Below are 13,698 nucleotides of genomic sequence, written 5' to 3'. Positions count from 1 at the left end.
GTAAACGTTCTCATGAAGAGCAGCTGATCTCCAAAGTTTTGCCCCATTCTGGCGGTAACTTAGCGTAATGTTCGTTGTGTGGTTGTTCATCAAATGGCGTTTTCAATAGTTCGGCTAGGCGCTCTAACTCTGAAAAATCGCCTTCTTCAGCTCTATCTATCGCGATCTGCGCCAAATAGTTCCTTAAAATGTATTTGGGATTTACCTGACGCATTTTCTCACAGCGTTGGGCCGTGCTCACAGGTTCACCTTCACTATTTAACTCGTGCTCACAGCGAGCGAGATACGAGTCCAGCCATTGAGTGGCTTGCTCGCGATCGAGAAACAGGTCAATCACCTCTTGTGGCTTCGCTTTATCCAACATAGAGATCTGGCGGAAGAATCGGGTGTAGTCGACCTTATTGGCAGCCAAAATATCAAACATGGTATCGAAAATGGTGCCATCTTCAGGTAAACGCGTTAACAGGCCAAGTTTTCTACGCATCATTTCGCTAAAGTAACCATTGAGCTGAACTTCGTATTGATTCAACGCCTGTTCAAGATCTTCTCTCTCAATTAACGCCGATAAAGAATGTGCTAGTGCCGACAAATTCCATAACGCAATTCTAGGTTGCTGATCGAAGGCATAACGCCCCTGATAGTCAGAATGGTTACAGATAAATTCAGGCTGATAATCATCTAAAAAGCCAAAAGGACCGTAATCAAAAGTCTGCCCAAGAATAGACATATTGTCGGTATTCATTACCCCATGCGCAAAACCCACTGCTTGCCACTGCGCAATCATCAGTGCTGTTTTATCCACGATTTGATTGAACATCATGGCGTACGGATTTTCCTGTCCGGCACATTCAGGGAAATACCACTCAATCACTTTGTCAGCGAGGAGTTTTTGCTGATCTAACTGATTGGTATAAAAAAAATGTTCGAAATGGCCGAAACGAATATGAGTGTCAGCCATACGAATCAACAATGCACCGTACTCTTGTTTTTCACGATAAACCGGTGTGTCACTGGTCATTAGACCTAATGCTCTGGTAGTTGCAATTCCCAGCCCAGCCATCGCTTCACTGCACAGATATTCGCGTACCGATGAACGTAAAACAGCACGCCCATCGCCCATTCGCGAATAGGGTGTTAAACCCGCTCCTTTAACATGAATATCAGCCACTTGACCACTTTTCGACGCCACTTCTGCCAATAACAATCCACGTCCATCCCCCAAATCAGGGTTGTAAACGCCAAACTGATGACCAGCATACTTCATCGCCAACGGGGCAAACTGCTCTGGCACTTCCTGCCCTGAAAAAGCCTGTAAGAGTTCGTCATTCGGTTTGTCAGGAAAACCATAGTGCTTGGCTAGATCGCTATTCCAAGTCACCCATCGGGTATTACTCAAAGGCTGAGGGTCAATAGGTGTGTAAAAAGCTTTAGGTAACTCGCTAAAACGAGTCGTCAATGTGACGGTATCCCAGAACGACATAACATTTCTCACAAGGATCGATTGCGCTGATTTATTTGTTCGAACGTTAGCAAATACCTGAGTTAAATACTAGGTTATATAGAACAGAGATAAAAGAGCCCCAACTTGATTTGGGGCTCTTAGTGTCACTTGCTGATTAACGGTTAAATCAGAGCGAATACGCTTACTACCGCAACTAAGGAAAACACTAGCGTGCGACCAATAACGCCTAAAAGAGTTGGTTGAATCATTTCCACATGCATAATGCTCTCCTCGATAAATATGACAATGTAATGACAATATGATGAAAATTTCGCGAATGAGCAATAACTAGACAGATTAAATTTTTGTTACAACGTAAGTAACACACTGAAATGCGTTTCTAAATGTAGCGACCTAAACCTAGCAACATAGACAGAGAAACCTTACCTATCGACAAAGCCTTTACCGTATTAGCCCTTGTATTGAAGCTTCAAATTGTCCAGTATGAAAAAAGGACAGCAATAGAAGGATAAGGATGAATGAGAAATCCAACACCGCGCCTAACATTGCGCGTGATTGAAAAAAGCGACTATCCAGAATTAGCAGAGCTAATGGATTTAGTTTTTCATGACGTGGGCGGAGCTTGGCCACGCATGACAATTATGGATTTGATTCACCAGTTTCCTGATGGACAAATTTGTATCGAAGACGACGGCAAAATCATTGGCGCCGCTCTCACTATCAAAGTCGATTACAACCGCTTCTCTCTTCCCCATGTTTACACCGATATCATCAATGAAAACAACGTTATTCAGCATAAAGCTAACGGTGACGCATTGTATGGGTTAGATGTGTTTGTGCACCCCGATTATCGTGGTTTACGCTTAGGACGACGCTTATATGCGGCTCGTAAAGAGCTCTGTCGTAGCACCAATTTGAAAGCGATCCTCGCTGGCGGAAGAATTCCCGGATACGGCGCTTACGCCAATACTATGCCCGTGACCGAGTACATTGAAAAAATCAAACGCCGCGAAATCCACGACCCGATACTCTCCTTCCAACTTTCCAACGACTTTGACGTAAAACGTATCATGCGTCATTACTTGCCAGAAGATGACAGTTCGCGTGGTTACGCCACCTTGTTGGAATGGGATAACTTTTTTTATGAAGACGATATTATCTCCATTCACGACATTGAAAAAACGTTGGTCAGAATCGGTATCGTACAATGGCAGATGCGGGCCGTGACCAGCGCGGAAGACTTGATGGATCAGGCTGAATTCTTTGTCGATTCACTCTCCAATTACAAAGCTGATTTCGCCCTCTTCCCTGAATTTTTCAACGCCCCATTAATGGGACTTAAAAACGATCAAAATACGGTAGAGGCGATTCGTTTTCTTGCGTCATTCAGTGAAGAAATTAAACTGCGTTTTTCTGAGTTGGCCGTTACTTACAACATCAACATCATTGCGGGCAGTATGCCTGTGTTGGAAGATGGCATTCTCTACAACGTGGCTTATTTGCTTCATCGCGACGGTACCATTGATGAACAGAGTAAAATCCACATCACTCCGCATGAAAAGCGAGATTGGGTTATCGACGGTGGTGACAAAGTGCAGGTGTTTGAAACCGACGCAGGACGTGTTGGCATTCTGATTTGTTACGACAGCGAGTTTCCAGAACTGGGCAGAATGATGGCAGAACAAGATGTGCAAATTATCTTTGTTCCCTTCTGGACAGATACCAAAAACGGCTATCAACGAGTTCGTCTGTGCTCACAAGCTAGGGCAATAGAGAATGAGTGCTACGTGGCCATTGGAGGAAGTGTCGGTAACTTACCACGCGTGGATAACGTCGATATTCAATACGCACAATCTGCAGTATTTTCTCCATCTGACGTCTATTTCCCTCACGATGCGACAATCACGGAAGCCAGCCCCAATACCGAGATGATCATCTTTGCTGATGTCGATTTAGATAAGCTTAAGCAGCTGAATACCGAAGGTTCGGTAACTAATCTTCGCCATCGCAGAATGGATCTCTACGGCGGATTCACACAACCCAAGTCCTAGTCAGTGAATACTGCTCACTAGAACTTCGAAGCGCACAGTAACTACTGTGCGTTTTTTTGCTGTGCGTTTTTGTTTGAATCTCAATTTAAGCCTAATTTTTCTGCGAACCACATCAAACAAATATTGATCGTCATACGCTCTAAGCTTATTGTTGTTCTCCTACTTTCAAGATATGGATATCTCTATGAATACCGCGTTGTTAGGAATGTTTATTCCTACTTTTTTCTTCGTTTCTATCACCCCGGGTATGTGTATGACACTTGCACTCACTTTGGGTATGACCATCGGTTACAAGCGTACGCTTTGGATGATGGCAGGAGAATTGGTAGGGGTAGCTGTTGTCGCGGTTTCAGCGGTTGTGGGTATTGCAGCGGTCATGCTTACCTACCCTTGGCTATTCACCGTCTTCAAATCTATCGGTGCTTGCTATCTTTTTTACCTCGGCGTGCAAATGTGGCTTTCAAGAGGCAAACTTGCATTAAATGTTGATAGTGAAGAATCATATAAAGGCAGCAACTGGGAGTTGACAGCTCAAGGTTTTATTACCGCTATTGCTAACCCTAAGGGGTGGGCTTTTATGATTTCTTTGTTACCACCATTCATCGACCAATCCATTAGCCTGACACCACAACTTATTTTTCTGGTATCCATTATTCTTGTGTCCGAGTTTGTGTGTATGACGCTTTACGCAACTGGCGGTAAAGGCCTGAAACGCGCACTTGGAAAAACTCAAAACGTGAAACTTATGAACCGTATTTCGGGAACGTTGATGATGGGTGTCGGTATATGGCTATTTTTGAGTTAGGTCGTTTAAATACGGGCGTCAGAAAACTTTCTGAATCGCGAGCGGTGATCGTGTTTTTCTTCCTGCTGCCACCGCTTTTCTGGGCGGGCAATTTTATTGTCGGTCGTGCGGTTCGCGATGAAATTCCGCCAGTGACCCTTTCATTCAGCCGTTGGGTTCTGGCAAGCATTCTGTTACTGCCTTTTTCTTATAAATTCATTCTTAAAGAATGGAAGCTCTACATCGAGCAGTGGCGTTTAACGCTGGTCACTTCGATTACAGGCTTTGCCGCGTTTAACTCATTTATCTATCTTGGTTTGCAATCCACACCCGCAACCAACGGCACTTTACTGAACGCCTTTATTCCTATTCTGATCAGCATCTTTGGTGCTCTGTTTTTTGGCCTCGCTATCACTTGGCGGCTGTGTCTGGGAATTACTCTTTCCCTATGCGGCATACTGACGATCGTCAGTGCTGGTGACTGGAACAACCTTCTCGCACTCAACATCAATTATGGTGACTTTATTATTTTCTTAGCCATGGTTTGTTGGGCGATATACACCATCGGTCTTAAACAATTGCCCCCGACCATCAATCGACTCGGTTTGATGTCAGTGCAAATGATATTGGCGATACTGGCTCTACTGCCGTTTTATTTATGGGAAGTGTATTCAGGTCAATATCCGGTTTGGAACGCACACTCCATTATGAGCTTGCTCTATATCGGCATTTTCCCTTCTATAGGTGCCTTCTTGCTTTATATGCAATGCGTGAAACTGCTTGGTCCAGCGAAAGCCAGCCTTTCCGTTCACTTGATTCCGGTTTTTGGCGCTATGCTCTCTGCCCTATTTCTCGGAGAGTTTGTTCAGATTTATCATCTTTGGGGAATAATATTGATTTTCCTTGGAGTTATTCTTAGCTAGAAAAAGAGCCAGCGAATCACTCCGCTGGCTCTTTATTACACAACAATAATGAACTTAAGAAGCGTGATAAGTCTCTTCGCTTAGTTCACCTTCACTCTTCGCCACCAGTACTGCAACCATCATGTCACCGCAGATATTGATTGTCGTACGCGCCATATCAAGAATACGGTCAATACCTGCAACAATCGCTAAACCTTCAATTGGCAGGCCAACAGTGCTCAACACTAGAGACAGCATAATGAGGCCAGCACCTGGAACACCAGCGGTACCAATAGAAGCTAAAGTCGCCGTCAGGATAATGGTCAAGTAGTCTGATGTTTCAAGATCAATACCAAACGCTTGTGCAATAAATAGAGCACAAACGCCTTGGTACAAAGCAGTACCATCCATATTGATAGTTGCACCCAGAGGAAGCACGAAGCTTGATACGCCTTCAGAAACACCCAATTCTTCACGAGATGCTTTGATAGTGGCTGGTAAAGTACCTGAACTACTAGAAGTGGTAAACGCAACGGCTGCTGGATTAGTAATACTGCGCAAGTAGTTGATAGGATTTAAGCGGCCTAAAATACTCAGTAAACCAGAGTAAAAAACGAGAATGTGAATTAACGCGCCAATGTATACCGCCGCGATCACTTTAATCAAAGGCAGAAGTACATCTAAGCCATATGTGCCAGCAACCCAAGCCATCAGGCCAAAAATACCGTAAGGAGCCAGTGTCATCACAATTTCAGTGAGCTTATACATCGCTTCAGCTAGGCTTTCAAAAATTTTAACTGCGGGCTCGCCTTTTTCCCCAACTAAAACTAAAGAAACACCCAGACCAACAGCGAATACAATAATTTGCAAAATATTACCTGCCGCCATTGCGTTCACAGGGTTTTGCGGGATCATCGCCAATAGCGTCTGAACAAGTTCTGGAGCCGCTTTGCCACTGTCTTCTAGGTTCTTCGCAACCATATTTAGACCAGCACCTGGTTCCAATATTGAAGAAAGCCCCATACCGATTGCAATAGCCACTGCCGTTGTACCCATATAAAGAACGATAGCTTTTACACCAATGCGTCCCATCTTACGAGTGTCTTTCATTGAGGTGATGCCAACAATAAGTGAGCAAAAGACCAGAGGGACAATCAACATTTTAATCGCGTTGATAAAAAGTGTCCCAATAGGTTTCAATATGGCAGCGCTAGGTCCCATAATGGTACCGACCACGAGACCTGCAACCATACCTATCAATATTTTTTTCCACAGTGCTAGACCAGACCAAAACCCTTTGGGTTGCGATTGTACTTGCGTATTCATCTCATTCCTTGTTTCTTAAAAGTGCTAGTGAAAATAAAAAAATCAAAGGCCGGATTACACAACAAAAGAGAAGTGAGGTAAATAGGTATAAATAGCCAAACTCAACGTCATTTTTAGAATGAATGATTACTTAACGAGGACTTGATTTCAGAAAACTACTAATCCTAACTAAACACTCTAATCGTAAAAATAATTTACCAATAAATTTCAAAGAGTTAAATTCAAGCACTGAGACTGACGACAAGGTAAGATGACTCAATAAAAACCGTCACGGAATCGATGACGTTTAATAAACAACAGGTCTGACTTCTTATAACATTTAGGCTTGTGACTCTTTACAAACACCCATAGATTCGACTCTCTCCATGAACAACGAAATACAATTGATACTATTCATTGATATTTAAGAAGTTACGACCAACACTTTCGATTGAACACGTTTCAGCACCCACAAGCAGTGAAAAACACTAAAGAACAGCTCACTTGGTTTAGTCGTTATCACAATTGAAAACATCCCTCCCTAAATTTATACGTCAAATCTCTCACGCATTTAAAACAAAGGAGTTCGGTTTCAGTTATAGAGGAAAAGGTAGCACTATAAATATGGTCACTGAGAATAAGACAGATTTAAAAAATCCGTAACTAGCGATAGTCCATTGACACTGAAGGAAAAGAGAGATGAGATATAGACAAATAAAAAAACCCCGGCAGAGTTAACATGCCGAGGTCTAAAATAATGGCACGCCCTACAGGATTCGAACCTTTATGTATGGTTACACTTCAATAACCAACCAAATCAAATAAGAGCTAACTTTCAATAACTATATGTTTATTAGAAGATTAAGTCAAGTAATTTATCTAATAAAAGCAAAAAACTTTTGCGCACCACATGCGCACCACTACCCTAATGTAGTTATAGGTAACAACTTTGAGTGTTGAACGTATCAAATTTCTGTCTAGAGACAAAATTTGGCAATTAAGAAGATTAAGACTCAATCCTATCAAGAACTGCCCAATGTCCTTGCCTCGTAAGAGAACAAAATGCAACCTGAATAAAGACATAAAAAAGAATAATTATGCAGTTTGATTTCTTATTTTAAAAGTCAACTACATTACATTATAATGTATAAATCAAGCTTGTTTTCAATAACACGGAGGTACAGATGCAGAATATTCTATTCGAATATGAATTTCAAGGTGATGTATTAACTCTTACAAGTAATCATCTTTATCTAAAATTTGGAGAAGAAGGTGAAAGATATTTAGTTGACCTAGCAGAAGGCGAACACCAATTTATCGTTAATTATTTCGAAAAAGGCAACCCACTTACTGTCTTTTATAAGTTAAGTGAAAACGAGTTCATCGAAGTAGCCACAGGTATTATAGATATACTGGAAAAACAAAATTTTATTGATACAATTGAACCACTAGAAGATGTTAGAAAAAATTTTCCTCTAAAATGCTTAGTGTCCATAAATATGTTGGAATCCATTGAAACTTAATAACATTATTTTAAATGGCGATATAGGATGGGCTAGTCATTAAAGTTAGCTCATCTTCACCCCAATCATTTACCATTAAGCAATTAAATAAAGAATAATTTTGGTAATACTACTTATACCATTTATCCAATGTCTATCGAGATATGCGATGTTAGCTCAGAATTAGCAAAGTAATAGGACTTTGTTGCGGAGTTCAATTAAATTTAATCAGAAACTTACGACCTGAACGATTAGACTCATACCAGACCTCGTTACAAAACAACCCACTGGAAGTAATGCAAGCTTAGTAGACGTCGCCGTTTCAACGAATTAGCCTCAGCACTACACTGATGGTTAACGCTGAGTCTGAAGAAAACTACATATTGTTGTAGGCAGTAGCACTCACGAAATAATCTTACCAGAGCTATGTTTATCACAAACATTCGCACCCAGGAATAGCGATATTTGGTCTAGAGTAGAACCCAGAATCTGAGTGAACGCTATTATTTGATGGAATCATGAGCCTTAACCTCAACAAACAATTATTAGGGCAAACGAACTCAATGAATTTTTTGCTATTTCCTAAACCTTAACTATACATAATCAAATTTCTTTGCTAAGGTAATATAAGGTTTTCGTCACCTAGACCTGACTCATTGGTTAAGACGTAAAATACGTGAAATCAGTCAAACTAACTGGGCTTATTGCGTGAGAGTCACATAGCAAAATTATAGCCGATATAAGAGGTTTGATTTATGTCCCCACAAAAATTTCCAATCTATCCATTACAACTGCAACTCTTTAAAACCAAAGCTAAACAACTTGCATCATATATACAAGACATGTCTGGTTGCATTCGGTTGTCAAACTTCCAAAAAAATGACCTATTATCAAAAGCACTTGGATATAAGGGGCATAGTGATTTAGTTCAATCGACAAAATCAAGAAAATTAGCTGACAAAAACGTCCCGCTATACCTATTTTCAGACGAGCATATAAATAAGCAGATCTCCTCTGTCATCTGCTCCGAACTCGCAAATATTGATACAAAAGTTATAACGAAAGCGGTAAACAAAATGGTAGAAAATGAACTTAGAGAAAAGGAAGGTAAAGTCTCACGTCCTTATCGCTATAAAAAGTCTACACTTTCGATTAAGTACGTCAGTGAAGAACTACAAATTAAAATATTTAAGTTGTTATATGAGAATTTTGGGATAGTCATAGCTGCTTTATGGGATATTGGTATTCGACATGGTCTAAGAACCTCAGAATTACTAAATATAAAAATAAATCACATACACAAAGACGACCAAAACCGAACAATCCTTACTCTATATAAGCAAGATTACACACTCTACAATCAAAAAGATTCCTACCAACAAATACTATTACTTGACAAGGATCTGAACATCATAAAACAATTAGTAGATTCAAACCCTAACTTAGTTTTCCTTTTTGAATTAGATAAGATAAATCATACTCCATTAAAACGTTCACAATTGTCGTATGCATTAAAAAAAGTGGGGAACATTTTGAATTTTCACGTGACACCACAATCTATGCGACATACATACAGACATAGACTGTTCTCGTACGATATTAATACGTTGTTAGAAACAAAGCCTCACTCCATAATGGACAAATATTTCTTTCGTCATTATACATATAAAAATACTGAACAATATCTTAACTATAGCAAGTCGTAAATAAAACCACACTTCTGGTTTGTTACGTAACAACAAAGAGTTACGAAAATTATCATTTACGTAGCTCTTTGCTTATATAACAGGCGGATTACAAAACTTCATTCAAGCTATCTTTGATATCGTAGGTGTTTTTGTACTGTCCTTCATACTGACATCTATCGTCGTAAAAGGCAGAATAATATAGATAGAACTAGCCATTAAAAAAGCTCATCACATTCGTGATGAGCTTTTTACATCCTGCTAAACCAAAGCTCCATCTAGCTAGATCAAAATTAGATCAAGAAGTCGTCTAAAGAGTTACCCTGATCTAATGCATTTTGGATTACGCTTGGAGTACGTCCTTGACCTGTCCAAAATTGTTCTGAACCTGACGCATCAGTATATTTGTATTTAGCTGGACGTGGCGCTCTCTTTGACTTCTGCTTACTGGAGCTAGATGTCGATGAAAGGGCTGAAATCACTTCATTGATATCAATTCCTTGGTCTTTAATCTGTCTTGCAATAGCCGCTAGCTTGGCTTCTTTGGCTTGTTCTTGTTCTCTCAGCTTAGCCTCTTCTTCACGTCGTTCCTCAACAACTAAAAGCAACTTACTATGAGCTTCATTCAGTTGTTCTAACGTTAGTTCACGAGAATATGCTCTCAAGCTGCGTAGGTTTAATAAAGTTTTTATTAGTTCGTTCATACTATTCCCAAGTTAATATCATATGTGCAAATTGGAACTTCCGACATATGTGCACATACGAAGATTTTAAATCGTCTTTAAGGTACGGTAACGGAATGCTTAATTCAGAGAAGAATTATATCGGTGCTGTTCATGGATATATTTCGAATATCATAAACCCGACTATTCGATATCCTACACGTTTCACTCGCAATATGTGTAGTAAATTCTACTTTGTATGTTTAATGAACGTCAAACGATAAAATTCTTTATTTCGTTGAAAGGAGTCACATTGAATTTTTTAAAATACGACCTCGGAAACCTTCAGAGAGGCGAAATTGTTGAAGTGACACTAACTAGTGGTGCCAATGTGCGCCTTATGGATAGTTCCAATTTTAATAATTATAGGAATGGACGTAAGCATAGGTTTTACGGGGGATTAGCAAAAAAGTCTCCTGCGCATATACCCGTCCCTATTTCAGGTCATTGGTACGTAGCTATCGATATGCAGGGTTTAAGAGGAAGCACGAATGCTTCAGTGCGTGTTTTACCTGGTGCTCTACCAACAATCCAAGACCGTCCACTTGCAGAAGTACCAAGCTTGCTACGTGATAATATTCCTCCACCCACAGAAACCGGAGAGACACACGATGTATTCATTTCACATGCATCTGAAGACAAAGATGATTTCGTTAGACCTCTTGCAAATGCTCTAATAAACGAAGGTCTAAATGTTTGGTTTGATGAAATGACACTCCGAATTGGGGATAGCCTAAGGCAAAAGATAGATAAAGGATTAGCGAATAGCCGTGTCGGTCTAGTCGTTTTATCTCCTTCATTTATCGCAAAAGGATGGACCAACTACGAATTAGACGGCATTGTTACACGAACAGTCTCTGGAGAGCAGGTATTACTACCGATTTGGCATAATATCACTAAACAGCAAGTAATTGATTTTAGCCCATCGTTAGCAGACAAAGTAGCGAGAAACACTGCAACTCATACAGTGAATGATATTGCGGCTGAGATAGCCGAGCTGATCAAATCTAGATCGTAGGAGAGATTAGTTTAAAGAAGCTACCGCATAGGTAGCTTTTACAATGTTGAACTTTACTTTTGAGACGATTTACTCGGCTTTAGCCCTGGAGTATTTCCTGGGGTGTTTTTATTGTCACGTCTGCGTTGATCTGGCTTCCCTGTTGACTTAGCAATTGGTTTTGGACCTGGTTTAATTGCCATAATAGCTATCCTTATATGTATGTGAGGACATCCCTCATTAATAAATATATGGTGCAGCATTCTCATGTTCAATATGGTGTAAAAAAGTCATAGTAATTAGTTAAAACTATATCCCGTCAACCTGAAATGGCTCTGATAAAACGGAGCTTCGCGATTCGCAAACATATTTAAGAGAGCTGTATGACTTGCAATAAATACTGATTGCGTATTGCTTGTTTGTCGTGTTGTCAGAATTGTACTAAGAGAGTATGTGACATCGATATATAAAGGAGCGAGTGACTCGCAATTTACAAACCACAGCAACGACTTCTTGCTTCCGTCTTCGATGGCTGCAAGGAATTCCTCATTCTCTTGTGCAGACAAAGCTGATGAAGCAGTGTCGTAGTTTGAAAAGTCTAAAAAGTGAACACCTATGCCATTTTGTGTGGCTAACTTTGTGGTTTGTTCAATGAAATCAGGATGTAGAACTTCAGCATCGGCAATAGAAACTCTAAAGTTCAAGTCCCACGCAAACTTCACAAAGTTTTCGGGCGTTATATGCCTATCAGCTAAAACGCTTTCTTTACCTGTATTCAAGACAATCCTCGCTCAGTTTTAGGTTATGCTTAATGAATTAACTACAAATCAGCAGTTTATAATAACCATCCGGTTATTCACTTCATCATTGAGTTAATGTTCTACTTCACTTAACCCTCTGGCGCAACTGGTTAAGTTATTTCAATATATAATTATGCAACCCAATTATTTAATGTGACGTTCCCAAAATGCTGTGGCTAAGTCTAACCACCCTTCAGCAGATGTGCCGAGTCCTAAACCAAAACCATGCCCAAGATTAGGATAATGATGAAATTCGGTGGTAGTGCCCTGTCTATTTAAATTGTTGATTCTGTTTTGCATCGTTTTCCAGTTGGCTATCCAGTCATCATCACCAACGACTGCAAATGTAGCTGGGTCATTGGCAGTATAGTCGTTGTAACTTGTATATTGCATGATGATCGAAACTGGTCTGGGGGATGAGGGATACCCAAATACGCTAGTACCGTAAGAACCTAAATAAGCTGCCATACGAGCACCCGCAGAACCGCCCCACAGGGAGTAATTATCTGTGCTGATCTGGAGTGCATCTGCATGTGTAAACACAAAGTTTATCCCTGCCGCTAAATCTTCGGCGGCAACTTTCAAGCCTCCTGTTCGATATTGAATAGCAAATACATTGTATCCCTTGTTACTAAGCTCTAGCGCTAAGGGCATGCTTTCATGAATAGATCCAACGTAAGAGAAACCACCACCTGCACAAATTATTGCAAACGGTGCATTAGGTTTACCTTTAAAGAAGAAGAGACCCGTATTTCTCTTTTGAGGTACTCTCGCTTTTTCATCTTTCGTGTAAATATTGTAGAAAACTCTATTGCCTTGCTGTTTCTGGCTTTGGAAGTAACTAATGACATCAATTGTGGACTGGGTATGAATATGAGAATGGTAAGGAAGCAATGCGTCTATATTATTTAAAGTCAAATCAGAAATTGAACCACTGATTTCCATCGGTAGTTCCATAGGAAAAATGAACTGACCGAAACCATCAAACATTGGGTTACTAATGATGTCTGAAATTTTTGTTTTATCTGTAATTATTTGCACTGTTTGCTGTTCCATATTGGTTGAAGGATGCTCCAATTCACTAGAGAAAGAAGTATATGGAACGAAACATCCAACAGTTGCAATCAGCACACGTGCATTTACAGCATTAACTCGTTGTTTTCTCATGTAGTAACCAATCAATAATAGATCACTATATTTTACCTATGGATTACTATTAATAAAATCGAAAAAAATTCTAACCTTAATGAATATTATTCATTAATAGACAAGCGAACATTAACTATAAATAGAAGATCAGATTAACATTATTTATGAAATAAATTCATATGAGCATTTGCATTTCAATAATTATCAACAATTCATCATTATATAGAATTAAGCTGTAATTCATTGGTTGAACTAATACATAGTATTTGCACCGTGGATTACACATATTACATGATGATTTTCAAATCGTTAGCTCATCATGATAGTAACTACTGAACT

At 39.9% G+C, this 13,698-nt stretch carries 11 protein-coding genes; 6 read left to right on the top strand and 5 right to left on the bottom strand.

The window, feature by feature from the left end:
* Positions 1-10: 10 nt before the first annotated feature.
* Positions 11-1,480 (bottom strand): protein adenylyltransferase SelO, encoded by a 1,470-nt coding sequence (locus AAGA51_RS04925; RefSeq protein WP_042486852.1) that lies wholly within the window; start codon positions 1,478-1,480, stop codon positions 11-13.
* A gap of 500 nt (positions 1,481-1,980) precedes the next feature.
* On the opposite strand from AAGA51_RS04925, the gene AAGA51_RS04920 reads away from it, so the two are divergent.
* From AAGA51_RS04920 to AAGA51_RS04910, 3 genes are all read left to right on the top strand, one after another.
* The gene (locus AAGA51_RS04920) at positions 1,981-3,513 is read left to right on the top strand and encodes a bifunctional GNAT family N-acetyltransferase/carbon-nitrogen hydrolase family protein (protein ID WP_042486855.1); all 1,533 of its coding nucleotides are present in this window, start codon (positions 1,981-1,983) and stop codon (positions 3,511-3,513) included.
* 184 nt (positions 3,514-3,697) lie between these two features.
* On the top strand, positions 3,698-4,318 hold the full coding sequence (locus AAGA51_RS04915) for a LysE family translocator (RefSeq protein WP_042486858.1): 621 nt from the start codon (positions 3,698-3,700) through the stop codon (positions 4,316-4,318).
* Positions 4,300-5,220 carry a DMT family transporter gene (locus AAGA51_RS04910; RefSeq protein WP_052404606.1) on the top strand — a complete coding sequence of 307 codons (921 nt, stop codon included), beginning with the start codon at positions 4,300-4,302 and terminating at the stop codon, positions 5,218-5,220. The genes AAGA51_RS04915 and AAGA51_RS04910 overlap by 19 nt, the downstream gene beginning before the upstream one ends.
* Positions 5,221-5,274: 54 nt before the next feature.
* Here the strand turns inward: AAGA51_RS04910 and AAGA51_RS04905 are convergent, their stop codons facing one another.
* Positions 5,275-6,525 carry a dicarboxylate/amino acid:cation symporter gene (locus AAGA51_RS04905; protein WP_042486861.1) on the bottom strand — a complete coding sequence of 417 codons (1,251 nt, stop codon included), beginning with the start codon at positions 6,523-6,525 and terminating at the stop codon, positions 5,275-5,277.
* A gap of 1,163 nt (positions 6,526-7,688) precedes the next feature.
* On the opposite strand from AAGA51_RS04905, the gene AAGA51_RS04900 reads away from it, so the two are divergent.
* Positions 7,689-8,027, top strand: coding sequence for a hypothetical protein (locus AAGA51_RS04900; protein ID WP_042486863.1), 339 nt, complete (start codon positions 7,689-7,691; stop codon positions 8,025-8,027).
* A gap of 734 nt (positions 8,028-8,761) precedes the next feature.
* Positions 8,762-9,712: a tyrosine-type recombinase/integrase gene (locus AAGA51_RS04895; RefSeq protein WP_042486866.1), complete on the top strand. Its 951-nt coding sequence runs from the start codon at positions 8,762-8,764 to the stop codon at positions 9,710-9,712.
* Between the two features lie 272 nt (positions 9,713-9,984).
* On the opposite strand, the gene AAGA51_RS04890 is transcribed toward AAGA51_RS04895, so the two are convergent.
* Positions 9,985-10,395: an H-NS family nucleoid-associated regulatory protein gene (locus tag AAGA51_RS04890; protein WP_042486869.1), complete on the bottom strand. Its 411-nt coding sequence runs from the start codon at positions 10,393-10,395 to the stop codon at positions 9,985-9,987.
* Between the two features lie 217 nt (positions 10,396-10,612).
* Here AAGA51_RS04890 and AAGA51_RS04885 point away from each other — a divergent pair, with 217 nt between their 5' ends.
* Complete coding sequence (locus tag AAGA51_RS04885; RefSeq protein WP_255209385.1) at positions 10,613-11,431, top strand: DUF1883 domain-containing protein; 819 nt, start codon at positions 10,613-10,615, stop codon at positions 11,429-11,431.
* Positions 11,432-11,709: 278 nt separating this feature from the next.
* On the opposite strand, the gene AAGA51_RS04880 is transcribed toward AAGA51_RS04885, so the two are convergent.
* Both AAGA51_RS04880 and AAGA51_RS04875 read right to left on the bottom strand, forming a co-directional pair.
* Entirely contained in the window at positions 11,710-12,189 is a 480-nt protein-coding gene (locus AAGA51_RS04880) for a hypothetical protein (protein ID WP_255209386.1), read from the bottom strand.
* A gap of 165 nt (positions 12,190-12,354) precedes the next feature.
* Positions 12,355-13,377: an alpha/beta hydrolase gene (locus AAGA51_RS04875; RefSeq protein WP_042486873.1), complete on the bottom strand. Its 1,023-nt coding sequence runs from the start codon at positions 13,375-13,377 to the stop codon at positions 12,355-12,357.
* Positions 13,378-13,698 lie beyond the last annotated feature (321 nt).

Origin of the sequence: Vibrio diazotrophicus (assembly GCF_038452265.1) — a bacterium.
GTDB classification, from domain to species: domain Bacteria; phylum Pseudomonadota; class Gammaproteobacteria; order Enterobacterales; family Vibrionaceae; genus Vibrio; species Vibrio diazotrophicus.
Note: the sequence above shows the minus strand (reverse complement) of the source record. Positions and strands in the feature narration are given on the sequence as shown.